This is a genomic window from endosymbiont GvMRE of Glomus versiforme (assembly GCF_003546845.1).
The window spans coordinates 104,548-129,917 of the sequence record NZ_NWVA01000005.1; the positions used below are offsets into that span (position 1 = coordinate 104,548).

The 25,370-nt window shown below is 32.9% G+C and carries 40 protein-coding genes and 1 tRNA gene; 14 read left to right on the forward strand and 27 right to left on the reverse strand.

The genetic code is table 4. The features are described 5' to 3' along the window. Nucleotides 1-5 precede the first annotated feature (5 nt). Entirely contained in the window at nt 6-2,672 is a 2,667-nt protein-coding gene (locus GvMRE_RS09135; protein WP_147410890.1) for a leucine-rich repeat domain-containing protein, read from the reverse strand. A gap of 871 nt (nt 2,673-3,543) precedes the next feature. Between GvMRE_RS09135 and GvMRE_RS09140 the strand changes: the two genes are divergently transcribed. Both GvMRE_RS09140 and GvMRE_RS09145 read left to right on the forward strand, forming a co-directional pair. Continuing rightward, the gene (locus GvMRE_RS09140) at nt 3,544-3,795 is read left to right on the forward strand and encodes a plasmid partition protein (RefSeq protein WP_147410891.1); all 252 of its coding nucleotides are present in this window, start codon (nt 3,544-3,546) and stop codon (nt 3,793-3,795) included. Between the two features lie 39 nt (nt 3,796-3,834). After that, the gene (locus tag GvMRE_RS09145) at nt 3,835-4,281 is read left to right on the forward strand and encodes a hypothetical protein (protein ID WP_147410892.1); all 447 of its coding nucleotides are present in this window, start codon (nt 3,835-3,837) and stop codon (nt 4,279-4,281) included. 45 nt (nt 4,282-4,326) lie between these two features. On the opposite strand, the gene GvMRE_RS09150 is transcribed toward GvMRE_RS09145, so the two are convergent. Further along, complete coding sequence (locus GvMRE_RS09150; protein ID WP_147410893.1) at nt 4,327-4,626, reverse strand: rhodanese-like domain-containing protein; 300 nt, start codon at nt 4,624-4,626, stop codon at nt 4,327-4,329. A 34-nt stretch (nt 4,627-4,660) separates the two neighbouring features. On the opposite strand from GvMRE_RS09150, the gene GvMRE_RS09155 reads away from it, so the two are divergent. From GvMRE_RS09155 to GvMRE_RS09205, 11 genes are all read left to right on the forward strand, one after another. Beyond that, nucleotides 4,661-5,455: a leucine-rich repeat domain-containing protein gene (locus GvMRE_RS09155; protein WP_147410894.1), complete on the forward strand. Its 795-nt coding sequence runs from the start codon at nt 4,661-4,663 to the stop codon at nt 5,453-5,455. Further along, nucleotides 5,430-5,591 (forward strand): transposase, encoded by a 162-nt coding sequence (locus GvMRE_RS09160; RefSeq protein WP_245939643.1) that lies wholly within the window; start codon nt 5,430-5,432, stop codon nt 5,589-5,591. Before GvMRE_RS09155 ends, GvMRE_RS09160 begins: the two co-directional genes overlap by 26 nt. Nucleotides 5,592-5,617: 26 nt before the next feature. Beyond that, entirely contained in the window at nt 5,618-5,959 is a 342-nt protein-coding gene (locus GvMRE_RS09165) for a zinc ribbon domain-containing protein (RefSeq protein WP_147410896.1), read from the forward strand. A 232-nt stretch (nt 5,960-6,191) separates the two neighbouring features. Beyond that, nucleotides 6,192-7,796, forward strand: coding sequence for an ABC transporter ATP-binding protein/permease (locus GvMRE_RS09170; protein ID WP_147410897.1), 1,605 nt, complete (start codon nt 6,192-6,194; stop codon nt 7,794-7,796). A 270-nt stretch (nt 7,797-8,066) separates the two neighbouring features. Next, entirely contained in the window at nt 8,067-8,546 is a 480-nt protein-coding gene (locus tag GvMRE_RS09175) for a hypothetical protein (protein ID WP_147410898.1), read from the forward strand. Nucleotides 8,547-8,673: 127 nt separating this feature from the next. Beyond that, complete coding sequence (locus GvMRE_RS09180; protein ID WP_147410899.1) at nt 8,674-9,252, forward strand: hypothetical protein; 579 nt, start codon at nt 8,674-8,676, stop codon at nt 9,250-9,252. 12 nt (nt 9,253-9,264) lie between these two features. Then, nucleotides 9,265-9,708, forward strand: a complete 444-nt coding sequence (locus tag GvMRE_RS09185; protein WP_147410900.1) for a hypothetical protein — start codon at nt 9,265-9,267, stop codon at nt 9,706-9,708. After that, entirely contained in the window at nt 9,701-10,354 is a 654-nt protein-coding gene (locus GvMRE_RS09190; RefSeq protein ID WP_147410901.1) for a putative phosphothreonine lyase domain-containing protein, read from the forward strand. The genes GvMRE_RS09185 and GvMRE_RS09190 overlap by 8 nt, the downstream gene beginning before the upstream one ends. Before the next feature lie 2 nt (nt 10,355-10,356). Continuing rightward, the gene (locus tag GvMRE_RS09195) at nt 10,357-11,442 is read left to right on the forward strand and encodes a hypothetical protein (protein ID WP_147410902.1); all 1,086 of its coding nucleotides are present in this window, start codon (nt 10,357-10,359) and stop codon (nt 11,440-11,442) included. Between the two features lie 148 nt (nt 11,443-11,590). Continuing rightward, nucleotides 11,591-12,346, forward strand: coding sequence for a Panacea domain-containing protein (locus tag GvMRE_RS09200; protein ID WP_147410064.1), 756 nt, complete (start codon nt 11,591-11,593; stop codon nt 12,344-12,346). Beyond that, entirely contained in the window at nt 12,346-12,888 is a 543-nt protein-coding gene (locus GvMRE_RS09205) for a hypothetical protein (protein WP_147410065.1), read from the forward strand. The genes GvMRE_RS09200 and GvMRE_RS09205 overlap by 1 nt, the downstream gene beginning before the upstream one ends. Here GvMRE_RS09205 and GvMRE_RS09210 read toward each other — a convergent pair. Genes GvMRE_RS09210 through GvMRE_RS09245 form a run of 9 tightly spaced genes read right to left on the reverse strand, consistent with a single transcriptional unit; the run spans nt 12,885 to nt 16,378 of the window. Next, on the reverse strand, nt 12,885-13,160 hold the full coding sequence (locus GvMRE_RS09210) for a hypothetical protein (RefSeq protein ID WP_147410066.1): 276 nt from the start codon (nt 13,158-13,160) through the stop codon (nt 12,885-12,887). The genes GvMRE_RS09205 and GvMRE_RS09210 overlap by 4 nt on opposite strands. 4 nt (nt 13,161-13,164) lie before the next feature. After that, entirely contained in the window at nt 13,165-13,710 is a 546-nt protein-coding gene (locus tag GvMRE_RS09215; RefSeq protein WP_147410067.1) for a hypothetical protein, read from the reverse strand. Between the two features lie 41 nt (nt 13,711-13,751). Next, nucleotides 13,752-14,060, reverse strand: a complete 309-nt coding sequence (locus GvMRE_RS09220; RefSeq protein ID WP_147410903.1) for a DUF2442 domain-containing protein — start codon at nt 14,058-14,060, stop codon at nt 13,752-13,754. A gap of 11 nt (nt 14,061-14,071) precedes the next feature. After that, a complete protein-coding gene (locus GvMRE_RS09225) occupies nt 14,072-14,314 on the reverse strand; it encodes a hypothetical protein (protein ID WP_147410904.1) in 243 nt (80 codons plus the stop codon). Between the two features lie 11 nt (nt 14,315-14,325). Next, nucleotides 14,326-15,264, reverse strand: a complete 939-nt coding sequence (locus tag GvMRE_RS09230) for a hypothetical protein (RefSeq protein ID WP_147410905.1) — start codon at nt 15,262-15,264, stop codon at nt 14,326-14,328. Continuing rightward, the gene (locus GvMRE_RS09235; RefSeq protein ID WP_147410906.1) at nt 15,252-15,563 is read right to left on the reverse strand and encodes a hypothetical protein; all 312 of its coding nucleotides are present in this window, start codon (nt 15,561-15,563) and stop codon (nt 15,252-15,254) included. Before GvMRE_RS09235 ends, GvMRE_RS09230 begins: the two co-directional genes overlap by 13 nt. Before the next feature lie 6 nt (nt 15,564-15,569). Then, the gene (locus tag GvMRE_RS09240; protein WP_147410907.1) at nt 15,570-16,001 is read right to left on the reverse strand and encodes a hypothetical protein; all 432 of its coding nucleotides are present in this window, start codon (nt 15,999-16,001) and stop codon (nt 15,570-15,572) included. A 9-nt stretch (nt 16,002-16,010) separates the two neighbouring features. Then, nucleotides 16,011-16,166 (reverse strand): hypothetical protein, encoded by a 156-nt coding sequence (locus GvMRE_RS13820; protein ID WP_172575348.1) that lies wholly within the window; start codon nt 16,164-16,166, stop codon nt 16,011-16,013. Nucleotides 16,167-16,174: 8 nt separating this feature from the next. Continuing rightward, nucleotides 16,175-16,378, reverse strand: coding sequence for a hypothetical protein (locus tag GvMRE_RS09245; protein WP_147410908.1), 204 nt, complete (start codon nt 16,376-16,378; stop codon nt 16,175-16,177). Nucleotides 16,379-16,432: 54 nt separating this feature from the next. On the opposite strand from GvMRE_RS09245, the gene GvMRE_RS09250 reads away from it, so the two are divergent. Beyond that, on the forward strand, nt 16,433-17,065 hold the full coding sequence (locus GvMRE_RS09250; RefSeq protein WP_147410909.1) for a thymidine kinase: 633 nt from the start codon (nt 16,433-16,435) through the stop codon (nt 17,063-17,065). 314 nt (nt 17,066-17,379) lie between these two features. Here the strand turns inward: GvMRE_RS09250 and GvMRE_RS09255 are convergent, their stop codons facing one another. The 16 genes from GvMRE_RS09255 to GvMRE_RS09325 all read right to left on the reverse strand — a co-directional run bounded on the left by GvMRE_RS09255 (nt 17,380) and on the right by GvMRE_RS09325 (nt 24,686). Continuing rightward, nucleotides 17,380-17,583 carry a hypothetical protein gene (locus GvMRE_RS09255; RefSeq protein ID WP_147410910.1) on the reverse strand — a complete coding sequence of 68 codons (204 nt, stop codon included), beginning with the start codon at nt 17,581-17,583 and terminating at the stop codon, nt 17,380-17,382. A gap of 25 nt (nt 17,584-17,608) precedes the next feature. Then, the gene (locus GvMRE_RS09260) at nt 17,609-18,133 is read right to left on the reverse strand and encodes a hypothetical protein (protein ID WP_147410911.1); all 525 of its coding nucleotides are present in this window, start codon (nt 18,131-18,133) and stop codon (nt 17,609-17,611) included. Further along, nucleotides 18,123-18,668 carry a hypothetical protein gene (locus GvMRE_RS09265; RefSeq protein ID WP_147410912.1) on the reverse strand — a complete coding sequence of 182 codons (546 nt, stop codon included), beginning with the start codon at nt 18,666-18,668 and terminating at the stop codon, nt 18,123-18,125. Before GvMRE_RS09265 ends, GvMRE_RS09260 begins: the two co-directional genes overlap by 11 nt. 214 nt (nt 18,669-18,882) lie before the next feature. After that, complete coding sequence (locus tag GvMRE_RS09270) at nt 18,883-19,809, reverse strand: hypothetical protein (RefSeq protein ID WP_147410913.1); 927 nt, start codon at nt 19,807-19,809, stop codon at nt 18,883-18,885. Further along, nucleotides 19,802-19,939, reverse strand: coding sequence for a hypothetical protein (locus GvMRE_RS13825; protein ID WP_172575350.1), 138 nt, complete (start codon nt 19,937-19,939; stop codon nt 19,802-19,804). Before GvMRE_RS13825 ends, GvMRE_RS09270 begins: the two co-directional genes overlap by 8 nt. A gap of 85 nt (nt 19,940-20,024) precedes the next feature. Next, nucleotides 20,025-20,318, reverse strand: a complete 294-nt coding sequence (locus GvMRE_RS09275; protein WP_147410914.1) for a hypothetical protein — start codon at nt 20,316-20,318, stop codon at nt 20,025-20,027. 2 nt (nt 20,319-20,320) lie between these two features. Further along, nucleotides 20,321-20,533, reverse strand: coding sequence for a hypothetical protein (locus GvMRE_RS09280; protein ID WP_147410915.1), 213 nt, complete (start codon nt 20,531-20,533; stop codon nt 20,321-20,323). Between the two features lie 17 nt (nt 20,534-20,550). Continuing rightward, a complete protein-coding gene (locus GvMRE_RS09285; RefSeq protein ID WP_147410916.1) occupies nt 20,551-20,763 on the reverse strand; it encodes a hypothetical protein in 213 nt (70 codons plus the stop codon). A gap of 3 nt (nt 20,764-20,766) precedes the next feature. Then, entirely contained in the window at nt 20,767-20,964 is a 198-nt protein-coding gene (locus GvMRE_RS09290; RefSeq protein WP_147410917.1) for a hypothetical protein, read from the reverse strand. Between the two features lie 21 nt (nt 20,965-20,985). Then, nucleotides 20,986-21,951 carry a hypothetical protein gene (locus GvMRE_RS09295; protein WP_147410918.1) on the reverse strand — a complete coding sequence of 322 codons (966 nt, stop codon included), beginning with the start codon at nt 21,949-21,951 and terminating at the stop codon, nt 20,986-20,988. Between the two features lie 886 nt (nt 21,952-22,837). Continuing rightward, nucleotides 22,838-23,212 (reverse strand): hypothetical protein, encoded by a 375-nt coding sequence (locus GvMRE_RS09305; protein WP_147410920.1) that lies wholly within the window; start codon nt 23,210-23,212, stop codon nt 22,838-22,840. A gap of 49 nt (nt 23,213-23,261) precedes the next feature. Further along, the gene (locus GvMRE_RS13830) at nt 23,262-23,438 is read right to left on the reverse strand and encodes a hypothetical protein (RefSeq protein ID WP_172575351.1); all 177 of its coding nucleotides are present in this window, start codon (nt 23,436-23,438) and stop codon (nt 23,262-23,264) included. Nucleotides 23,439-23,458: 20 nt separating this feature from the next. Further along, on the reverse strand, nt 23,459-23,680 hold the full coding sequence (locus GvMRE_RS09310) for a hypothetical protein (protein WP_147409656.1): 222 nt from the start codon (nt 23,678-23,680) through the stop codon (nt 23,459-23,461). Between the two features lie 35 nt (nt 23,681-23,715). Further along, entirely contained in the window at nt 23,716-24,330 is a 615-nt protein-coding gene (locus GvMRE_RS09315; RefSeq protein WP_147410921.1) for a hypothetical protein, read from the reverse strand. A 44-nt stretch (nt 24,331-24,374) separates the two neighbouring features. Further along, nucleotides 24,375-24,569 (reverse strand): hypothetical protein, encoded by a 195-nt coding sequence (locus tag GvMRE_RS09320; RefSeq protein WP_147410922.1) that lies wholly within the window; start codon nt 24,567-24,569, stop codon nt 24,375-24,377. Between the two features lie 42 nt (nt 24,570-24,611). After that, nucleotides 24,612-24,686, reverse strand: a tRNA-Asp gene (locus GvMRE_RS09325). Between the last annotated feature and the right edge of the window lie 684 nt (nt 24,687-25,370).

The window sequence follows — 25,370 nt, forward strand, 5'->3', positions numbered from 1 at the left end:
AGTGATTATTTTTTACTTGAACCAGGAATACCGTAAACAGATGGTTGAATGATATTTGCCTGTTGCTCTAGATTCTGCATTTCTATTTCTTCCTTAGTTAAAAGATTGACATGCGAAGAAGTCAAAGAAACAAAACTTGCCTGCTCACTCTCCACATTGACTGCTAATCATTGTTGAGAAGTTTCTGGTTTGATAGATTCAAGTTCCTTGTTTTTTTTCTTTTCTGTTGTTCCTTCTACTTCTTTGAAAATTTCTTCTTTGCTTTCTTCTTCGATTAAAGAGCCCTTTTTTTTGTAATCAACTACTTTGTCTTCAAGTAATTTTATAGACTCAACAATTCCTCATGACCGACTTTCTTTTTTATCCTTGGCTAAGTCTTTAGCTAATTCTTTTCGTTTTTCAATTAATTCGCTGATATCTACTTCTTTGTTATGATTTTCGTCATATATCTCCAAAAATTCATCTGCTTTTTCATTTAAGTCCTTTAACGCTTTGTTTACTTTTCCTAAATCAGAACCTGTGCCGAGCTTTTTAATTATTCCTAATAGTTCATGGTAATTATCCAAAAACATGTCAGCATCATTTAAGAATTCTTTTCATTTTTCTTCTCTCTTGGTGTAATAAACTTCCTCAATTTGAGAAGCAATAGCGTCAATAAAAGGAGAAGCGGCAGCGAGAGAACCTCCAATTTCTGCTTGATTTGTTAAAGCTAAAATACCGCCAGTTACTGCTGTGGCTCGAGCAATTCATTTTACGCCACCGAGATAACGGAATTTACTGTATTGTTCGGGAGATTGGAGTTTGCTTAACTCATTACTTAGCTCACCTTCATCTTTTTTTCCTCATTTGTTAAGAAACTGTTTGAGATTACTGCGAATAACAAACAATCTTTCTAAAGGAATAGTGGAAGCAGTGATATTATTTTGCTTGTCTGTTCTTCATTTGTCAAGACTGTAATACTTTTTACTAACCGATTTCGAATCTTCTTTTTCTTCCACCAGGCATCTACTTTTATCTAATTCTTCCATGATTTTAGTAGATTGGTGAGGATAATTGCTATTACAGTAAATTTTTTTACAACTCTCCGGTAAATACTCTAACCCTTCTTTTAGGCTAGTGTTGCTAATGTTTAATTGTTCCAACTTATTCAAATTTTCAAGAGGCTTTAAACTTCCTTCAAAAGGACAATTGCTAACGTCTGAATATTTCAAATTTTCAAGAGAAACCAAAACTTTTAAGTCTTGTGAAAGATTTGGATTGTCATCACATTTAAGTTCGATTAAATTTTGGCAATCGCCTAAATTAAAACTAGTTAATTTGTTGCCTGAGCAACTTAATCTCTTTAAACTGGTAAAACCTTTTAGTCTTAATCTTCCGGCTAAATTTTGTTGGCTAATGTCTAACTTGGTGATTTCTGCTCTTTTTTTGCCTTTGTTATTTCAGTCGCCGCTACCATCCCAACCTTTGTCTGCTGTCTCTCTTCGGCATTCTCCTTTTTGTGGATAATTTTCTTCTAATCACTGGTTTAATGATTTCTGATTGTCATCGGACCCACTAATAAAATCTTTGTATTTTTTTAGATCATGATTGAAATATTCCCAGTCTTCTTGAATGATTTTTACTTTGGCCTTTTTTCTTTTATATGTCTCACAAGAAAAAACTTTAACACTTTCTGGTAAATATTCTAATCCGCTGTCGATGTCGGTGTTGCTAATATCTAAATATTCCAATTTGCCTAGGTTTTGTAAAGGTTCCAAAGAACCAGTAAAACGATTATAAATTTCTTGATTGATTTTTGTTTGATCATGGTTGCCTATTTTTAATTCCCTCAAATTAACGCTTTTTCCAAAAACAGAGCAATTCTGGGGAAAGAAATTATTATTTTCTGCATACAAATAAGTTAACTGTTCAGTCTGAAGAGGAGAAAGAACTAAATTTTCCAAATAGTTATTGCTGCACTTAATACCCTCCAATTTGTCTAAACAAGTTAAATCCAGACCGGTTAATCGGTTATCATTAAAATTAAGCATTCTTAGTTGCTGACAATTATCAAGCTTTAAATCAGTTAACTTGTTGCCTCAACAATCTAGTATTTCTAAACTTACAAAGTCAGATAGGTCCAAAGAACCTGTTAAGTTTTTGTTCTTGATATCCAGTATTTTTATTGATTTTCTTTTTGGTTTGAGATAACAGCATTCCAAATACTCCTGGGCAAGCACGCTTTTCCGTCAAGCATTAAACTCTTCCCTCAACTGGTCTAAATTAAAAGGCTGTTGTTGGGCATAATTCTTTCCTCTTAAATAAGCAGCGAATTCGTAATCACTAGGTTGCAAACCTATTTTTAACCATTCTTTAATTTGCTCATAAGTAAAGCCAATGTTTTGTCACTGGAATGCAAATTCAGAAGTAATACCAGTATTTTTTCATCGAATATATTCTTCTCTCAGCTCTTTTATTTTTTTAGCAATTTTTTCGTCTGACCAATCCGTTAATGCTCCAGAGCCATAAAAATAGTAGCCTTGGTAGTATAGGTAATTGGCAAAATCAGCTTCTTTAGGATTTATTTTTTTATCAATGTATCCTTTGCAATCATAATAATCAAATCCTCAGTCTTCTCATTCTTTTTGCAATTCAGGAGTAAAATCAGGATGAATATCTTCTCAATCAATCATAATTATTGTTTTTATTATAAATGCTGGCAAAAGGAGAAGTTTATTAGATCAACAAAAGCACATACAGCGCCAGCAAGCAGAAGAAGAAAAAAAAACAGAATCAGCTTTGTCACTTTTTGGTGTAGGGAAAAAGTTTACAAAAAGAGGTTAGGGTTTTCTTTTACTTTTTTGACTAATATTATTAAAGTTATCTATTTAAGTTTATGACACTCATGCTTCTTATAATACACTATAAAAAAAGAAAAAATACTAAAAGAAAAAAGCCTAAATGGTAAGGGGCTAACCGATTTTTATTTACAAAGTAAATAATATTTTAAGAATAGGTCATTTTTGGCGAAAAAATTGCCCTTCTTTTTACTCAATCCGTCTTCAAAACTACTAAAAATATAATTGTAGCAATTCTATTATTATATAGTTTCCATTTAACGGATCAAGAATCAGTCCTGGGTAGCCAATACCTAACTCTATCTGATTACAGATTCAAGTTAGTTATTTGGTCTTTCGTGGTTGGGACTCAACTATCCGAACCCATTCGGAAGTTCCTAATTTTGGTAATCCAAGATTAGTTTACGAGCAGACCTAGTTTCCTAGCTGTCCTTGAACTGCCTGATTCTTGTATTCGCTGAGAAAGTAATAGTCTCAGGAAACTCAGAAGCAATCTTTGGGATTAACTCCTGAAGAAAGGTAATAAATTTTGCGACTTGTTGCCTTTTTTCAAGACTTAATCTAGACAATCTTTTGTTGGAGATTAAGGATGCTTTTTTAAAAACTAAAAAATTCTTTTTGAGAAGATAATATACTGAAAGCCATATTAACTCCTACCGGAGCCAGCCGAGATGATTTAATACCCGCAGTAAAAGAATTTAATGCTTTGGTTAAAGCCGGAGTTAGTAAGAAGAAACTATTATTTGTTTTAACTCGCTTATCTACCCCCGCCGAAGCCAAAGCAATTCAAGAATACTTAAAAAAAACAGGTTATCATTATTCGTCTTTTTACCTTATGGAAAAAACCAGTTACAAGCAAGCCCAAAACGAAGGCAAAAGTATTACCGAAACTAAATATCTTGGACTGGCCAGCCAAGCCAAGCAATTAATTACTAGTCTATTAGATTATTTGGATTAATGCTAAAACATAACTATATGTTGTTATATTGTTGTAATTATGAGTAAGTGAGATAAAATTAAAAAAAAAGATTTAAAATCATTAGGAGAAGCACCTGTCGAAGCCAGTGAGAATATTCAAGCCCCCGAATTAGCCCCAAGAGATAAAAGATTTACGGGCAGAAATAAGCGCATTGCTTTTACTTGTCGTCCGGAATTTGCGGAAGAATTGAGAAGACTGGCCTTTGAAAAAAATTGTTATCAGATTGAGATTTTGGAAAGAGCCATGGAAATATATAAAAAAAGTTTGCTTTCTAAAAGTAAGAAAAGAGAAACCAAAAAACCACTCCTGAATCAATTCTGAAAAGTAAACTTTATTTGTGATAACTGTCAAAGAAAGTTCATCAGAGACAGAGTTTATTCTCCTGCTCCTGATTTAGACCAATTAAACCAGTATCCTACTTATTGCGTTAATTGTAAAAAAGTGATTGAGGAGGAAAAGGAATAATACAAATTTTAATTTGCGTTTTTGTAATAGTTAGTTAGATTGACATTAGTTTTTTGTAGAGCAATAACTTTCAATTCCTCCTTCTAAAACGAAAACATTATATCCTTGATTATGTAAATATTCTGCTACTTGCCCCGAACGATTACCAAAGTTGCAGTAAACAATCACTAGTTGGTTTTTGTCCTTTATGTATTTAGCAGGATTATTCATTAAATCCTGATAGTAAATATTAATACTATTTGGTAATTTAGGGAGGGTTTGGTGCTCTAAGAGACTTCTCACATCAATAATTAAGGCTTTTTTCTTTAGTTTTTGGTATTTTTGAGGAGTGATAGTTGGGTTCATTTATTAAAGATTTTTAGATAAAAATTAAACTATTATGGTTAATGCCCAAGAATGATTAAATAAAAAATATCCCACTCCCGAAGCCAAAGCTGCTGTAAAAAGAATATCTTCTAAGGATGACCTAAAAAGAATTGGCGATGACTTACTCACCGCAATTAGCAAAGGTCAAGACCCCTTATCAACTATTCTCCTCGGTCTTGATAGTTTAATAAACAAAAAACAAATTGAAGACAATATTATTTTAGAAGGTTCTTTATCACTTAAAGGCTTTATTAACTTAGAGTGATTAGATATCAACGACCAAAAGATTACCACCCTAGATATATCAGATTGTCCAAAACTTCGTGAACTAAGTTGTTCCAATAATCAGCTCGCTTACTTAGACTTATCTAATAACCAACAACTTGAACAAATTCACTTTGACAATAATCAATTAACTGACCTTAATCTTACTGGGTTAACTAAAATTGAAAAAATCTTTTGTTCTAATAATAAACTGACTAATTTAGAATTCTTAAAAAACTTAAATCCTACTGAGATACGCACTCTTCGGATGGATAATAACCAGTTTTCGGCTCAGGATTTAAGCTGTTTTGCTTCCCTTATTGGTTTACATAGATTATTCATTAGCAACAATCCTTTTTATGGTTCTTTGAAGCCGTTAAGGAATTTAGTTGAATTAAAAGAATTAAGCATAGTTGGCACTAATGTTGAGAACGGCTTAGAATATTTACCCGAAGAATTTTTTAAGCGATGGCAAACTCTATCAAGCATCAGAAACTTATCGAAAAGTCGAAAAAGGATTAGCCAAAGCAGGTCGGAGAGTTAGCCGACGAGTTAAGAAAAGCCAACGGAGAAAAAAAGCTGTGAGAATGTTAGCCATTAAGCATGAAAAAGTTGCTAATCAGAGAAAGGATTTAGCTCATAAATTAAGCAGGGAATTAGTTAAGAAGTATGACTTATAGCTCACGAAAAACTTCAAATAAAAAACATGGTGAAAAATAAATACTTGGCTAAAAGCATTAATGATGCTGGGTGAAATCTCTTCCTCAACACACTCCTTTCCAAAGCGGAAGAAGTTGGGAAAGAAGTAGTTGAAGTAGACCCGAGAAACACAAGCCAATTATGTAGTGAATGTGGTGAATTAGTTCCCAAGAAATTAAGTGTCAGAGTTCATAAGTGTTCTTGTGACTACAAAGAAAATAGAGATATTAATGCTGCTCATAATATTCTTAAAAGAGCAGAATTAAGAATTAATGGAAGTGATTTTGATAAATCACGACAAGGGTTGGGAACCGACCTTCGGGGACTGGTCTCATTAGAGGCTGGGTAGAACCGGGAATTCTTTTTAGAAGCCCCATCCTCAAACTCATTAAGAGTTAGGTGGGGTAGTTCACGATTATTATAATAATTGTTTGCGGTGAGTATGATGAATATTCAAATTTGTTAAGGAAATTTAAACAAACTTTTTAGTGGAGTAGGAAAATATTTAATCAGTAAAAACTTATTAATATGGGAGGCAGCCCAAGTCAGCAGACAAAAAGCAGAAACTTTGGCAAAAGAAAATGAATTTCGCTTTAGCCGTAGTTTTTGTTTTCCTTTTAGGTTGCTTATTTCTTTTTGGTCTCAATAAAATTTTTGTTTTTCGGCTTATTCAAAAAAAACTACGGTGGTGGGTTTTTGCCCATTGAATAGCAGCTGGTGTTGCTCTTTTAGGAAAAATTTTTTTGTTGACTACTGGTTTACAAGTTTTTGAAGGTCTAAGAATTGGTAAAAGTTTTGCGGAAAATTGAGAAATTGTTAAAAATAAAACTTATCCTTTTCCTTTACCATGAGGGACTTACCAACTAGATTTTCGTAGTTTTATCATTGCTTATTTGTTGGCAGTTTTAGTGCAAACGCATTTATCTTATCTTCATATGTATATAGGCTGAACTTTGGAAGACAAAATTCGGGAGCATTTGGTCCAAACTTCGCTTACTCGTTATATTCAACTTCCCTATTTAGAAGCTCAAGTAATAAAAAGTAAATTACGAAATATTCTTTTGCTAGATATTCCTCTACTCAGTTATTCTTTTGCAGGCGGAGCCAAAGGACAAGACTTTAACCAAATTTTTTATCAAACGGCAGATACAATGTTAACCACTGCTGTACTAATTAGCGGTCTACAAAGTGAAACAAAAACAAGAGGCATTTTGATTTTATTAGGAGCAATTGTTTTTACTCTGCTTTTGGTTATCTTCTTACAATGATTATTAGTAAAAAAAGAAAAAGAATTTAAGCAATCCCTTGACCAAGAAAGCCAAAAAATTGATAATCTGCTCGACAATATCGAACTACTAAAAAAAAAGGAATTAAGTCCAGTTTTTTTAAAAGAAATTAAACGGACAATGCACAAAAATATCAAAAAAAGAGAGAAAGATAAATTTTTGTTTGTGGCTAACGGAGTTTACCCTAATTATTTGTTACCCCGGGCAATGGTAATAATTTTATTTGCTTTCACTTTAGACATCCAAGCGAGCATGTTAACAGAGAATGTCCTTCGACAATTGAAAAGTGTTCTGGTAGCAATGCGTGGCTTACCCACTGTTTTGACTTCAAGTCAACGCTTGGCTAATTTTTACCATACAACTAAATTACCAACAAAAGAAAAAACTCTCAAAGTCTGCCTTACTGAACCAATTGAAAAAATTGAATTACAGAACATTTACTTTCATTATCCTAACCAAAAAAGATTTCTTTTGCAAAATATCAACCAAGAGTTCACTGCTGGTAAAATTACCAAAATCGAAGGCCGAAATGGTTTTGGCAAATCTACCATTATTTTGCTTATTTTAGGATTAGTGGAGCCCCAAAAAGGGCAAATCATTATTAATAATCACTATGATTTGAAACAATTAGACTTAACTCACTGACGCAAGCAAATCGCTTATGCTTCTAATCAAACTTTACTCAAAGAAGGTTCCGAAGGGGAAAAACAAATTCAGGAGTTAGAGGAAATTCTGCTGAAAGATAATTATACCTTTGCTGATCCGGTAAGAAAAAGCCAGGTTGTAATTTTAGACGAGGCTTGGAATTCTCTAGACAAAAATAATCGTGACCAATGAAAAAAAAAAGTGGAAGAATTAACTACTGCCCGGAAATCAATTACCATCATTGTTGAGCATTAACAACAAACCTTTCTAATAAAAAAAAAGTCAAAAACTAAAAATTAAAAAAAGCAAGTTTGATAATATTTTTGCCAGCAAATTTTTTCATTCTAACTATTTGGCTGGGGCGTCTGGTATTGCGCCAGAGTTTACAGTGTCAAAGACTGTTGTCCTGCTATTAGACGACACCCCATTGTGATAGAGCGAAGTTAGTAGGTTTTCATATTAATAATTTTAGACAAAAAACTTCTTTGTTTAATTTACCGGCTTTTTATTTAAAATATAATTATCATGACTAAAAACGCAAAAAAATATATTGACCAAGATATTATGAACAAAGGAAGAGTTTATTCTCTTGACATTAGTAATCGTGATTTAGCCGAAACAGAAGAGAAAATAAATTTAAAGGAATTTACTAACTTGGTAAAGATTGACATCTCTAATAACAAAATTACTAACTTAGATTTTTTGTTCACTTTGCCTAATCCCGAAAAATTAAAGTGGTTGAATGTTTGGGGAAATGAGGTGACCCAAGTGAATTTCTCCTTATTATTTAATAAGTTTCCCGGTCTAAATTCAATCAATTTAGAAAATAACCCTTTAGAAGCAAAAAATTTAAATGAGTTAACTTACCAACAATTCTCCCACTTGGTTAAATTAGTTAAAGAGAAAAAACTGAAAATTAATTCTTGAAAAGGAACTTTTTTAACTTTTCCTAATCACAATTTATCTAGAATTAACCATGATTACTTTTCTGTTCAATCTATATAATATATTTTACACTTTCTTCATTTTTTATATACCACTAATATATCACTTTCATATGCTTTCGTGTGTTAGTGATATATCAAAATAATCCTTAACTTGCTAGTCTATTTAGTAGGCTAAAATCCTTATTATGAATAACTTTTGAACCCAACTTGAAAACCAGCAACTAGCCAACAAAGAAGCAACTGAGAAATATTTACTGACTAAACTCGGCTCTCCCAAAACAGAAATCCAAACCAACCTTTACGGAGAAATCTTAAAGAAAATAGTCTCTTATTATTTCACCTCTGAAGAACCCCAAAACTACACCACCTATTCCCTCTTTGGCTCCATCACTGAAATCTCTGAAAGGAGATATAAAGAAGGCAAAAACAAAGGTCAGGTTTATTATGTCCTCAAACTCGGAGGTGGCAACACTAAAGAAACCCTCCAAGCCCGAAAAGAAAACCTAACTGAGGACAAATGAAACCAAATCAGCCACATGAAAATCTTAGGCCAGAATTTAGTCTTTAAGTATCGAAAATGAATCACCAACAAACAAGTTTTAGACTTCTATCCCCAAGGCACTAGCGGGACGGAGATGCTGACTGGCTGGTTGTCTGTGAGATATCACTTACCCAGCGGGGTAAGGATAAATCCTGACTTCAGCGTCAGCAAATCCTTCCCCCGCTGGCCTTGTTGGCCCTTATGTATACGGGAAAAATTTTAGGAAGTAAAGAAAATGAATAGAATATTAAGTATTGACCCCTCAGGGACAGGAACCACAGGAATTTATTTTAGGAATGGCAAGCAGGAAGAGTTTAATCACTACCAAGGAAAAGACTGACAAAAACACTATGATTTTATTGTTTCGTTAGTTAAGACTTACCGACCTAATATTTTACTTTATGAACACACGAATTTTATTAACACCAAAGGAAAAGACATGACCAGTTTATTAAAGTTACTGGGAACCCTAGAAGTTTTGCCAGTAGAGAAGGTGAAGAGTGTGCCAGTTAATCAGGTGAAAGCCTTAAAAACCAAACTACTTAAAGGAACCAAAACCATAGCAGGCTTAGAGTTTGCCAAAGGTAGAGGTAAAGGTTGAAGCTGAAAGGGTCAGAGAATTAGTGTTCATGAACTAGATGCTTGGTTGGTTTATTGTTTGGGGAGGGAATGTGAATAAAATCAACATAGAATTAGAAATCAAAAGAATTGCCTGACTGTTTGCCGAAAAGCAGAAAATAAAAGTTGAGGTGTTTTTTAGACCAGAAGGAAAGAAATTTAATGATGAATGACTTAACTATAATGGTTTCCATAGTGGTGGTATGCTAGGATTACACAAATTATACATCAATTTAGAGAGAAGCAGCCGAGCCTTAATCTTTCGCACTTTGGCTCACGAGTTAGCTCATGTTTTACAACAAGAAACAGAAGAAAAACACAACACTTCGTTCTGGCAAAATTTTGACAATTATACTTTGCCTTTTGTGTTAGATAATTTATCCAGAGAAGACAGAGAAAGTTTACTTAATTTATCAAATCCTACTACTAACCGAGATGAAACAATAGACTGAGTTTATTTAGAAGTCGAAGAAAGAATAATATCTTTTCCTGTTGAACAGGAGAATATCGACCAGCAATGAAAAGTAATTAGGCAAGAGACCATTAAGGGAAATCTGGGCTTCAAAACTCATGTTTCCACCAAAAGGACTAGTCAGAGTAAATACTGATTGTGAATTTATGTTAATGACAAGGAAGGAGAAGTTGCTAGGGTAATGGAGAGATTGAGAGAGTTAGGGATTGATGAAATGGAGGTGAAAGTTAAATAGTTATGAATAAACTAATCAACTGAAAAGGAATTTATAAACTCTCTCCGCTTTTCCATATCTACTTCACAGCCCGAAAGAGAGGAAAATCAGACACCAAAGGCTGGTCATTCTTGGAAGCCATAACCAAAGATACTAATTTTCGTTTTGCTTGAATTCGTCGTCGTTGGCATGATAGTTTATTGTCTACTAAACCTTTTTTTGAGGATTTGGTTCAGAAGTTTTGTGAAGAGTGTCCTAATCTCAACCGAAACCATTTTGAAATCAAAGAAAGAGGACTATTTTACCAAGGAGCTAAAAGAATTGATTTTTATGATTTGTTTAGTTACCAAAGAGCCCGAGGAGCCATTGCCCGGACTGTCTACCAAGAAATCGTCTTTGAAGAGGCTATCCCTATTGACCAAGAATTCCTCTATGTCGGAGGGAGAACTGAACAGTGAATGTTTAAGGATTTAATTGATAGTTTGAAGGGGAGGAAGGGCAAGGATGGCAAAAAGTTGCCCCTCACCACCAAAATCACCTTTTTAGCCAATCCTTATTTATTCTCTGCTTGGTTTTTGGATGTATTTAAGAATATTCATAAACTCCGGAAGTTGGCAGAAGAAAAGAAAGCCAAGAATGATAACAGTGGAGTATTAGAGATTGCCACAGATGAAGCAGGAGTAGAGTGATTGCTTTACTTGAATTTAATTGAAGGTGAATATGATGCTCACTCCCGAGCCTTAGAAGAAAAACTTAATCCCTCCACAGTTAATTGAGATGATTTCATGATTGATGAAGACCAAATGAAAAAGTATAAGGTAATTTACTCCATTCAAGACTTCTTTTTCTGTGAACTGGGAGACAGGAAAGTTCATAAGAAGTATGCTTTGATCCATTTCACTAAAAACACTAAACAGACCGATAGCACTCTCATTAACTTTTGCTTTGACTGAGAGGAAGTTGCTAAAAGTAAATTGAAGAATTGTAGATTGAGGAAAAAAGAGGAGATTGTTAGGAAATGAGTGAAGATGTTGAAGGAGGGGATGTTGAGGTTTCGGGATTATCGGGGGAGAGATTGATTTTTGGAACAAATAAAAAAAAGCAAGTAGTTTTTTTTCTTTATTTTTAATTTCTTTTTTTTGGGGAAAGCATAACGAACAACGAGGAACCCGAAACGAGGTTTTTCTCTTTCTTTGTCTTTCTTTCTCTTTTATTTATAAATAAATAACTTTTGGGATAAAACTAAAAATAAGTATTATGAATCATCACCTAGCATGTATCATGTGTGAAAAAAAAGATTGTAAAAAACTTTTTAAACTGTTGCCTCCTAATTTTGGAGAAAGTATGAAAGCCAAGGCAAAAATAGTTTGTTTAGATTGCTTAAAATCTATTGACAAGAAAAAGTTTCAAGATATGGAAAAAATAATTTTACAGAAGGAATTTTGCTCTTTTCATAACGAGCAAAAGAGTGCTTATATTAGAGATAATAATGACAAATGACAAAAATATTGTTTTTCTTGTGAAAAAGAGAAATGAGAAAAAGGGCTGCAAAGATTAGAAATTAATTCTCTATCAGTAGCCAAATATTTTTATGAAAACTGAGGATTAGCTGATCCAGTCATTATGCAAAGATTAATTTATTTTGCTTACTTAGAAATCTTAAGAGAGCAAAAAATTGTCCTCTTTGAAGAAAAATTCCAAGCTTGACCGGGAGGACCTGTTCTTGAATCAGTTATTTATCCTATGTATGAACACTGTGAAGAACTAGAGAATTTCTTTGAAAAGGTAGAAGGATTAGACAATCAAATTGTTATCCAATATTTAGATAAGATTGCTAAAAAATATTCAAAATTAGAAAGTTTCCGAATTTATCAAGAATCTAGAAATGAATTATGAGAAGAGGCTCGGCAAGATTTAGTTAGTGAAGAAGAAAGCCAGACAATTGAAGAAAGAAATATCTTTGCTTTTATCGAGAAAAGTAAAAAACAAGTAACCTTTTATCTTTCTCAATAATGCTAGTTTCTTTCCAAAAGTTAATTAGAAGAAATTGTATTCATAAAGATGAAAAAAGCGAATTTCATACTCGGATAGATATAAATAAACTAAGGCAAGCATTTACTCAAATTCATAGCAAATTAAAAGAGTGAAACAGTAAATCATTAGAACAGATTGAAGAAGTTAAGCCGGGAGAAGAAAAAGAAATTAAATCACTGAAAGGCGAAGAGAAGAAGTTAGCTAATTATTTTTCTCGTGTTGGTGACAACCAAAAAATTAAAAGGATTTTTTTTAATAATCCCATTTGACAACTCCGGGTTAACGGAAAAATAAGAATAATAGGGATTTTGGAAAAGGATTATATTGATAAAAAATTCTTACCTGATAACATTAAACAAAATAGCAAGGATTTATTCTATGTTCTCTATTATGATTTTGAACATACTTCTTTTCCTAGTTCTGATCAAGAACAACCAAAAGAAGAAGATTTGGTTTGTATTATGAATGAAAATTGCTCGAGATATTTCTTTCTTCCTAATGAGACTGAGGAAGAAGACTAATGTTTATCGGACTTGCTAATTAGTTCTTTTAGTACTTTTATTGCTGGCTCTATCTCGTTTAATAAATTTTCAATTTGTTTTTTTACTTCTTTTGCTTCCTTGACTATCTCTCTTAATTCTTCGGCTGATTTATTTGCTAACGCTTGTTGTCCATAATCTATTGTGCTTGTTTTCTTTTTAAAACCACAAGAAGAACAATAATATTTACCATCTCCCCATTTTTCTACAAAATTAGGAGAACCACATATGTCACAAAATTTTTCATTATTCATATTATTATTTTTCTCCTTTCTTTCTAGTCAAGAAATAAACCACTATTCCAATTAATCCTAATACTCCAATTCCTCCTAAAATTCACGGGAGATAATTCTTCGGTTTGGATGGATTGCTCTCTCTGTGTGTATTCGTGGAGTTTAGTGAACTATTAGATGATTTATTAGATTTTGTTTGATTTGAACTTTCGGAAACAGAATGACCCAGGTTTTCCTTTGTTCCTATTTCACAATTACAACTTTTATTTTTTAAGAATTTTGTTGTATCTCCATACTGATTAGATTTGTGGATATAATGTAAACTATCTTTGCCACATTCAGAACATTTTTCATAACTATAACCTTGACTATAATCTCCAAAAGAAGAGTATTGAATTTTGTTGTCATTATCTCTTCTGTTGTTGCATCACTCAAATTCAATTGTTTCAAATTTCTCTATTTTTTCTTTCTTCTTAACTTCCCAATCCTCTATTTTAGCAAGTAATTCTTGTTGTTTTTTCTGGCAATCCATACAAGGATTTCCTTTACTACATTTTACTCCTTTACTCATGATAATTATAGTTTTAATTCTAATATATCAGAAATAATTTTTTAATGATAATCACAACAAACATTTTTTAAGCCATCCGTAAACACTTCTACTCCTACATGAGCATCAATTTCAGGTCAGTAAATAGTATAACCATCTCAAATTTCATAGTTTTTTAATTGTTCAGGTTTAATATTTTTGTATCCTCATTTTTTAAACCAGGTAAGGGGAATGCTGGTTTTTCTACTATCAGCCAAAAAAGCAGTTATCTCTTGTTTACCTATTTCTAATTTAGATATTCGGGGGTGTCGACAAACTTTCTCCTGAACTTCTTGGGGTTCTATTCTTTCAATTTCTCTTAGTCTTGTCATATTAACTATTTTTAATTTCTTCTCACCTTTGTAAATATTGTTGTCCATCTTTCTTTAACAACTTGATATAACTTGCTTTCTTCCCTCGTGGGGAAGTTTTTTGGTTTTTTCTTTTTTATTCGTAAAGGAGAAAGATAATATTGGATTTCTCGTCCATGACCTCAAATGTGGATATGAGGTTCTTTACCTATCATTTTGGGTTCACCTTCTTTAAAGTAGAAAATATAGCCATATTCTTGGTCGACAGTAGTCATTATGATTATTTTTAATCCCCATCAGGGTCATCATCTCCTCCGGGGTCAGTGTCCCCAGGGTCAATGTCTCCTGTATCGGGGTCTTGTCCTGGGTCAGGTTCATTCGGGTCTATCTCTGGTGGGTCAATTTCAGGAGGTTCAAAATCTCCTGGGTCGACATCTTGTCCTGTGTCATTATCAGGAACATCTATGTCCGGAGGGATATCAGGTTCAATGGGTGGTATCTCTGGTTCACCTCCACTTGGGTCGAAAGGGTCAATTTCTGGGAAATCATTATCAGGGACGATACCTCCCTCTCCTGGTTCCGGAACATTTATTTCTGGGTCAGATAGAGGAATTTCTGTCTCTCCACCAGAGCCTGCTGGTGGGCTTCAATCGAGTTGCTCGAAGTCGTCCTGTCCTGGGATTTTTTGTCAATCAAGTTTAAATCCACCTCCTAATCTTCAAGTAATGGTGCTGCCATCAGGCACAAATCCATAGGCTTTTGAGAAAGGTTTGCCATCTGATTTTTGCTGCACAGCTTTTTCTCACACATCTCCTTGACTTCCTAATCTTCCTGCTGTTCCGTTAACTGTTAGGTTATAGTTAGGACTAGTAGCCGAACACATGGCACTATATCAAGGCTCAAAAGGCAAACCTTTATGGATAGTATCCCAACTATCACTGCTGCCATTTCGGTAATTGTTATGTAAAGCATCAAATAAAGGAGTATCTTGGTCTCCACAGCCAATACAGGAATAGATATCGACAAATTTCTTAACTGGTTTAGGAAACTCTAAAATAAATGCTCCGTGAGTATGCCCGTCTGCTAATTCATTGTTTTGGAACATGGGATACAAAGCCATTCAGTGGTCTTGAGTTACATCTTCGTATTCTATAAAATAGTGTCCTCTTTGATGGTAGTTAGAGCCTTTTGGTCAATTATAAGGTATAACAATTAATCAAGACAAGAAGAATGTAAACCTTTACTAATTATTCAAGCTGGTAAAATCTCATCTATTTTAGGAAAATAAATATATCTTCCCTCATTATGAAGTTCATGTTTTTTTAATTGTTCAGGTTTAACCTCTTTATCTAATATTCCATATTTAGTTAGCAAATCAATGGCAATGCTGATTTCTCTGCCGTCATCTAGTTGAGTAATTAATTTTCCTCTGCTTATTCGACAATTAATTATTTTTGCCTCTTGTTTTTCTTTTGAGAATGTAGGTTTTAATCTTTCTTGCTCGATTTCTCTTAATCTTGCCATAGTATATTAATTTTTTATACCTGCTTTTTTTAATTCACTTTCTATTTTGTTCATAATGTCAGTTAAGTTTTGCTGAACAAATTTTATTATTTTCTTGTCATCTTTGATTTTTCCTCACTTTATTTCTACTTGGCAACTTGGTAAATATACTCTCGCTTCTCCTTCTTGTCCCTTGAAATGAATGTGAAGTAAATTAAGAGGCTTGTTTTCTGGTGGAGCAAATTCATGAGGATAAAAATAAATTCAATAACCTTCTCATCTTCTTCGTTGGTCATCAAAAACTTGTCCCATAGCCATTATTGTTCTTTCATAAGGTTCCATTGGCAAAAAACCAAAGCAAACAGGAGACAAATCAATGTTTTTTTCAACTACTTGATTAGCATCACACCTTTTACACTTTTCGCTTTCCTTTATTTCTCAACATTTAGAACAGAACATAAAAACTTTTTAACTATTTTTCAACTCCTTCTCAATTTCCCATAAATAACATTCTTTTTTTCTGCTTCCTAACTTTACCAAATCTTCCTCCTTCAGTTTCGACAATTCTTCTTTCCCTAAATTTTCTTTGATTTGGTTGTTAGCTAAATATTTGCTTAATTTCATACAATTTTTTAAAATTCTTCCTCCTCTTCCTGCTCTCCTTTGTTTTCTTCTTCCTTTTTATCAGTAAAAAATTCGTCAAAATCACTTTCCAGTTTTACGGACCCTTTGGCTCATTCTCAATAGCCCACTTTTTGAGAAAAAGTCCCATAACTTTCTCACTGAACATGGATTATAGTATTTTTTACTTGTTTGATTCAATCAAAAACAACCAAAAATCTTTCGGGTTCAAAAATGCTAAAAGGAAGAAGTTTTGTAAAACTTTTTATATGGTAAAAAGCAGCCCGCCGAACAAAAAAGGCAAGTTAACTATTATTACTGGTCCCATGTTTGCGGGAAAAACCGAAGAATTATTACGGCAAATTCGCCGAGCTCAATATGCCCAAAAAAAAATCATAATTTTTAAGCCTTCTTTGGATAACCGCTACTCAGAAACGGAAATAACTTCTCATATAAACAACAAAATAACTGCTATAGTGATTAGCAAAGGTGAAGAAATACGCGCTCACCTAAAAAAGAAACCAAAAACTGAAATTATTTTCCTGGACGAACTACATTTTTTTGACCCAGAAATTGTCAAAGTTTTAAACAAATTAGTCAAACAAGGTCATCAAGTAATAGCAGCTGGTTTAGACCAAGATTTTCGCGGTCGACCGTTTAAAAGTACCGCCTTTTTGTTAGCCTTAGCAGAAAAAGTCGTTAAATTAACAGCAATTTGTCGAGTTTGCAATGAGGAAGCTACTATGAGCCAAAGATTAATTAGTAGTCGACCGGCTTTGGTTACTGACCCGGTTATTTTACCAGGAGGAGAAAAGATTTATGAAGCCCGTTGTCGTTCTTGCCATGTAGTTAATAAACTAATCGCTTCAGTAGGAGAAAAGTTAAAAAAAGGAATATACTAAGAATGAATAACACTAACGAACAAAAAGGTAATTATATTATAGTTACCCAACATCTTTTTTCTAATCTTTCTTCTTCATCATTTATATATATATTATTAACAACTTTTCAAATTTTTTTCACTTTTTTAAACAGTTTATATTTATTATTTTATCTACCTCTTTTATTTTTTTCTTTCTTTTTTATATAATAATATTTATTACTCACGTATGTACTCACGCAAAGTAAAGGCAAATTATTCCTTCTTTAAGTTCAATTTTCTCTCCAAATTTTTCCTTTTTATTTACGAATTGTTGATTAATTAAGCGTGTCTAACTTATGCTCTTTTTTCATTTAATTCGGAGCTGTTAAGAAAATTTCTGTAATCTTCTTTTGTTTCTTTAGCTTCTGCTAATGCCATTAGTGCTGATCCTTGTAATGTCATTAAATTTCCTAATCTTCTTAGTTCAAGTCAACTAGCTTCTTTAAGTCCTTCTGTTTCAAATTTATTGAGAAATTGTTTTAGTTCTTTAACATCCATATAGAGTATTTTTAAGTTTGCCCGGCTATTCTTGGTGTTCTTTTCTCCATTCTTCGCACTCACTTCCACAATCGCTTTCATGAGTTCAGCAAAAATCGGCTGATGGTTCAAAATTTCTCTCTTGTTCGGGTTCATACTCTATGTCAGGTTCCTTATCAGGCAAATCATATCCACTATTTTCATAATCACAATTGGTATCATCTTCAAAAGTAGGTTCGCAATAAATACCATCAGGTTCCTTGTTGTCTTCCGTTTTTACTTCTTCGCCACCATCGTCATTACCTTTTTTTTCTAAAAATTCTATTCTTTTCATTAAGTCTTCAATAATACTTCATAAATAAGGATGAAGATGAATTTCCTTGGCAGGATTTATTTTTTTGGAATGATTAAATATTCCGAGGTTTTGTAAACTTGCTAATTCTTGGTGTCTTTTAATGCCTTCTTTGTCTAAATAATATGGACAGCAAGAACATTTATAAAAAGTTCCTATTTGGTTGCCAGCACTGCCGTAAATTACTTTAATTTCTTTTTCTTGCATATTATTCCCCATATTCTTCTTCCATACATTTTTCGCAAATTCCTGCTTTTATTTCATCATCATTATATAATACTGCTCCACATTCTATGCATTCCGGTTCTTCTTCCTCATCACTATCTTCTGTCTTTTTTCCTTCCGCTTTTTCAATACACTCTTCACAAATACCACCATCTAATTCTTCTTGGGTTTCTAAAATATTGCCAAATTCCAAGCATTCTTGTTCTTCTACTTCTTCCTTATCTTCACATTTTTGGCAGATTTGATTTTTTATTTCTTCCGGAGTTTTAAGTATTTCACCACATTCACCACATTCAGATTCGTCTTCTTCGTCATCTTCTTCTTTATAACCACCTGAAACATTGCCCTCTTCAGATTCTTCGGTACATCTTCGACAAAGATCGGTTTCATCATCTAAATAATCCACCTCACGACCACAACCCGAACACCGCAGTTCTATTGGATTTTCTAAATCATATAACTCCGCAAAGACTGGATCTTCTTCTAATTTTCTAATTTCATCTTCTAATTTGCGTCATTCGTCTTCCAAATCACTTATCAGTTCATGATTAGGTGTTTCATTTTTTTGCTCTTTTAATGATTGTCGAATTATATCATCTTGCTCTTCTTTTTTTTCATTAATTTTTGAACTACTTGTTCTTTTCTTTTTTGAACACTTTCAAGGGATTTTGCCATATCATCAACAATTTTAACAGTCTAGCCAAAAAGTTTTTTCATCTCTTTCAAACGGAGAACACTCAGCCTTAACTCAGACTGAATTTATATTTGCCATAAGTAAAATTACAGGATCCTTTACCTCCCTCAAAGACTTTAATGTATTCTTTAATTCCTCTTACTCGGCTTTTGAATCCTCGTCTTTCAAAAGCATCAAAAGGAGAAGTGGAAGCATTTACTTCTGCTACTGATGCTCTTTCTTGTTTTTGAACCAATGGATCATGTCTAATTCCTAGATACTTTTCCATTTTAGCATGTCAAAATTCATAGTTACGAATATATCACTGAACCATGTCTAATTTAGGTTCATAAGTTTGGAAATTTACTTGACTCGGATGAATTCCTTGCTTTCCATCGGATCCGCCCTTTATTCCTGGTCTCCTGCTCTTTTCAAAAGCAATAAAGAAAAATATGCCTTTTTTTCACATTTTAACTAAATATTGAGCATCGGCTTCATCTGGTTGCTCCGGAACTATAAAAATTAATTTTCGTTCACACAAAAATGCATCTCGAGCCATTTTTTTTACTTCTCCGATCATCTGTTGAATAAAATAATCAATTTGCTTCATGTAAGCATCATTTTGCTTATTATTTTCAAAGACTACATATCTATAAGGATAATCTTTTTTATTGCTTTTGATTTGGATTTTAGGGTTATCTAATAAAGTTAAGGTTACTTCATCGTATTTATTAAGTAAATTGTTTTGTTCCTCTTTAATATTAGCTAAAAACTTCTTATCATTGTATTCTACTAGTGCTATTCTACCACGAGTGATTAATTGTTCATCAATATCATCAAAGTATTCGGCTAATTCACCAGCTCCTTCTAAATTACCTAATCCGCAGTAAGAATTAAAGACATATTGTTTAATTGCTGTTTCTAAATCTTCATGAGTGAAAATTTTTCCTTCTAGATCATGTAATTCTTCTAGTGTTCCGTCTCAAGTATTAACCATTATTAACTCCTTTCATAACTTGGTAGTCAAATAAGAGAATTAATTTTCCTGTCTTTTCTCGCTTCTTAAAATTTAAAGAAGTTTTTTTAATTTGTTCTAGTATCTGGTCTTGGTTATTCTTCTTCATCATCTTCTCATTTGTTTTCTGCAATATCTAAACTACTTCATCCATGCAATCTTGTCAGCATTTTTGCATATACATTCATATTCTTTCACTATCCATTTATACAATCAGGACAATATAAATTTCCTTCGCTATCTCCCCTTTTTAAATCTCTTGATGATCCGCATTCTTGGCATTCATCTTTGCTGGGCGAATTTTGTTCGTTTCATCGTTTATTGTAGCAGTCTTCACAAAAGTAAATGCCAAACTTTTCATTTTTACGATGTTCTCAGCAAACCCACTCACTACAATCTAGACATAACTCTAACCGAGCATCAAGATCTCTGGTGCCACATTCTTTACAGCAAACGCTTTCCGATTCCAAATTTTCTTTTTTTTCTGTCATAATTAGTTATTTCCTTCTACTTTTCCCTGTAAATTATCACCAAGTATCCTTTGAGAACAAGTTTGGCAAATCGGTTCTCGAAGTTCGCCAGTTTCATCAGCACAAATTCAGTATTTTTCTCCTTTATCTATGGTTTCACTGCATTGGTCGTAAGTTAGCACATATTCACCTTGATTAGTTGCTGGTTCTTCAATAGTTCAATTATCGTAGTTCATGTTTCTTTAATTTAAAATTATGCATGTTCTAATCCATATCTGTTGGCACAATCTTCGCACACTATAATTGGTTCACCAACTACTTCTCCTTCTAGAAAAGGTGCTGCAAAAAAACAATAAGTGCCGCTTTCCACTTTATGAACACCAAAAAACACGCATTCATTTCCAACTTCTTCTCCTGCTTCGCAATCTCCAATTATTTTGTAATTATGTTCTATTCTTCCTGTCATATTTTAATCTTCGTCTTCGCTAGGAGTAGTGTCTATTCCAAGACTTATCATGCAGTCTTCACAAAAAATATCATCACTACCATTTTCATCTTCTACTTCATATATTTCTTTTCCTACTATTTCTTCGCCTTCAATGCCACAATTTCCGCATCTTGCATCTTGTGTTGCTGCACCATAGTTAGATATTGTTTTTCAAGTCATAATTATCTTTAAGTCTCCTTATTACGCTTCTTTTCAAGCACAATAGTTTAAACAAGTTATTAATCCTGCGTAAACTTTACTTGGTAAGAAAAATCAGTTAGTTTGAGTTTCTGGCTCGTATTTATGTTCTAACCCTTTGTTTTGTTCTCTTGGTTTCAATACCATCACTCTTTTATCAAACATCACCATTTTGTAGTTATTGGGTAAACAAGTTTCAATCACTTCACCAAATCTGTCTTTTAAATCTACAAATTTAAAGTTAAAGGCTTGGGCGAATTTGCCAATCGCTAGTAAGTTGTGAATTGAACTATCTAATGCTAGGAAAATATCTTTTAGTTTTTTAGTATTAGTTTTTACTTTTGTTCTAGTCGCAGGATCAGTTGCATTAGCAGCAGGTTTCAATCATCCCAATTGAAAGATATCATTTTTGCTTAAAAATGCTGAACTAGTATTATAAATAGCTCCTAAAACTTCATCTGGCTTTTTAAATCATTCCTTATCCATTTTAAATAAGTTACCATTAGGTTCTTCATCCTTTGCTATATCAGTAGTATTTTCTTGGTAATTGCCATCAGTAGTCCAAATTTCTTCCACTTTTTCGTTAATATCATCCGTAATTTGCTCGGCAATATTATCTTTTAGCTGAGTAGTCATTTCTGATAATTTATTTGGACTATCCAAAGCTTCTAAAAAGCGGTCTTCCACAATTAACTCATAATAAACCTTATCGATTACGGCTGGAATATCAATCCAGGCAAGATCTAACTGTCGGCTAAAATCACCTCCGGAATGAACCGATAAGTCAGGCTTAAATTTAACCCCTTCTTTCGGTTGAGTTAACAAGAACCTCGCTTGTCCACCATAAATTTGGATTTTATTATCCGCAAATAGTTCCAAATAACGACTATCAGCTTTGACCAATTGTAAAATTTGGTCTTGTTGAATCTTTTGCTCCAATAACTGGATGTATAAATTTCGCTCTACCATATCATTCAAGTATTATTTTAACTCATTNTCTTTTAAATCTACAAATTTAAAGTTAAAGGCTTGGGCGAATTTGCCAATCGCTAGTAAGTTGTGAATTGAACTATCTAATGCTAGGAAAATATCTTTTAGTTTTTTAGTATTAGTTTTTACTTTTGTTCTAGTCGCAGGATCAGTTGCATTAGCAGCAGGTTTCAATCATCCCAATTGAAAGATATCATTTTTGCTTAAAAATGCTGAACTAGTATTATAAATAGCTCCTAAAACTTCATCTGGCTTTTTAAATCATTCCTTATCCATTTTAAATAAGTTACCATTAGGTTCTTCATCCTTTGCTATATCAGTAGTATTTTCTTGGTAATTGCCATCAGTAGTCCAAATTTCTTCCACTTTTTCGTTAATATCATCCGTAATTTGCTCGGCAATATTATCTTTTAGCTGAGTAGTCATTTCTGATAATTTATTTGGACTATCCAAAGCTTCTAAAAAGCGGTCTTCCACAATTAACTCATAATAAACCTTATCGATTACGGCTGGAATATCAATCCAGGCAAGATCTAACTGTCGGCTAAAATCACCTCCGGAATGAACCGATAAGTCAGGCTTAAATTTAACCCCTTCTTTCGGTTGAGTTAACAAGAACCTCGCTTGTCCACCATAAATTTGGATTTTATTATCCGCAAATAGTTCCAAATAACGACTATCAGCTTTGACCAATTGTAAAATTTGGTCTTGTTGAATCTTTTGCTCCAATAACTGGATGTATAAATTTCGCTCTACCATATCATTCAAGTATTATTTTAACTCATTTAATTTCAATTAAATGCCTTTAAACACTGGCTCTAACACTAATTAGTTGTCATTTTTTACTCTTTTCTAGTTTAAAAAATTAACGACCTCGTCTTGTTTCTAATAAACTATTAAAAGAGCTATTTAACAACTCATTCAATTCTCGCGTATTGGAGTCTCGTTGTAATTGCATATTCATTTTTTCCCGTGCCATAGTAGTTTGTCTTAAACTTTCCGTCTCCTTGTTGGCTACTCGGTCTTTTAAGTGTCGGTTTTCTTCTCTCAATTTTAATATTTCACTATTAGCATTTACATAAAGTTTGCGATATTCGTCTCGCTCACCTTCTACTTTTTCAATTGCTAAACTTGCTTTTTCGGCAAAACTGGCAATCTCTTGAGCTCCACTATTCGGAGTTAGAGTATCAGCAATGTCATCGCTCATACTTAATTTGTCTTTTTCAATATTATCATTCATACAAGTAAGTTTATAACCCTTATAATATCACTTTAACCCCTTCTAAACACTAGACGAACACTTTCAATTTTTCTTTTAAGTCTTTTATTTTTTTCTCATATTTTTTCAAAAGCAAAGCATCTTTAATTTTTCCTTGAATTTTTTTTGTTTTGATTTCTTCTTTTAGTTTTCTAATTTTTTCTTTGGTTTTTTCTCATTCGATTTTTTGTTTTTTTAAATCGTGCATTTTTTTAGTTGTTAATTTTGCTAATATAAGTTTCTTTGTTCGTCAATTAATCTCGTATATCAATTAGTTTCATTAGTCATGTCTTCTCCTCTGTTTTGTGCTTCATCAATTGCTTGGCTAACTTGTTCCAATGCTTCTTCTAAAATTGTCTCTAACTTCTCTTTTCCGTCTAAATTATTTTTTAAATTTTCTAAATGTGCTTCGCAAATATTTAGTATTTCTTGAATTTGTTCTTTGTCCATACAACTATTTTAACTTTAATTTTAATTTTTGATTTTTAGTTATCGATATCTTTGTCTTCCTCATCATATTCATAGTTAGTTTGGTCTAAATGTCTCCCTCCTTTATATTTCTCTTTTACTACACACAGACAATCAAATTCTTTCTGTCCGGGTTCTAAACTGTCTCGTCCGTCACTAGTTCTAGGACAATAATAATCAGCTTCAATTATTTCGTTTTCTCAGCATCCTTCACAAACTTTACTTATTCTGCGTGGTTCTATTCCTATGTGTTGCTTGTTAGCGACATGAACTTTGCGAGGTTTACTGGTAAACACATTTTTGCACACCGCACAAGTGTGAGTTTTGTTAGTTCCCGTCTTTTTCTGGGCTTTGCTTTGGGCTTTTTGAAAACAATTAACACAAATTCAAGTATTTTGTAAGTCATTTAGTTCTTTTCAAGCTCTTTGGATTAGATTTTGATATTTTTGGTCTTTAATTTTTCTTTGTTCGGAACTTAAATCATTCCTAAAAGGCAAATTGCTTCTTTTATCTTCATATTTAGCTTTGGCAGCTAAGTAAGTTTCGGCTCGTCGTTTATTATCTCCAATGGCTTCTAGTTCAGTTAAATCATGGGAGTGCTTACACCAAGCACATTTAAAGGTTGTTGTCATTTTTGCTAGTTTCGTTTGTCCGGTTTTTGTTCTTCCTTTTATTATTATTCAACATCATATTCCAAAGCACAATCTCCACAAATTAGTTCTGTTCATCCGTAATTTGTTGTGTTGTTGTATATAACTACTTCATGAAGCATGTCTCCTTCAGAGAGTTTGCTTTCGCATTGATTACACACCGAAAATTCAGGTGACATTTCTATTCTTTTACCGCTTAAGTTTTTATTTATTTCGTTCATATCAAATACAATTTTAAGTATTTTCTGACTTTTTATTTTTTATGGCGGAGCTAAAGAGAATTGAACTCTTGTCTCCATTTCGACAGAATGGAATGATAACCACTACACTATAGCTCCGTTGGTGGAAATGGAGGGATTGAACCCTCGTCCTCTAAACAACCCTTAACTACTTCTACAACCATAGGCAATTATATTTCTAATTAGTTATTAACTGCCAACTTCAATAATTAATAGTTTGCTTTAAAGTCTTTCACACCCAATAGTGTCGTTAATACCAAAGGACATATCCTAACCAAAGATAAGCAAATCTAACTCTGATTAGTCCGTTCACCTATTTTACGATTGCCCCAAGTGAGGAAACAAAAGGCTTGAATATAGCTCGAACAGCGACCTTAAACAATTTTAGTAGCATCGGAACCCAATCGCCTAACTATATTCTCGCATAGTTTCCATAAGTGCTATTTAAAACACTCCTGGAAACAGGGTTTACTCCATTAAGGAGTTCATCGAGACTTTCATCTCGGGTAGAAATATCGTTTTGATGTTTTTCTAGGTTTGGTTGCCATAGAGAAGTATTATTTAAGTCAAATCGAACATTCCCATAAGAAGTTTTATAAAGACTTCTAGTATTATTTTTGCTCTATAATTATTTTTTTTGCATGGCTCAATATATTTTTTAATGCAAACATAACTACAAGTTTAAAAAATTCCAATTGAAAAGATCCAAAAATCCTCATGGACGCATTAACTAAAATCAAGCAAGTATCCAAAGAAAACTTACGCCAATTTCTAATCAGCGAC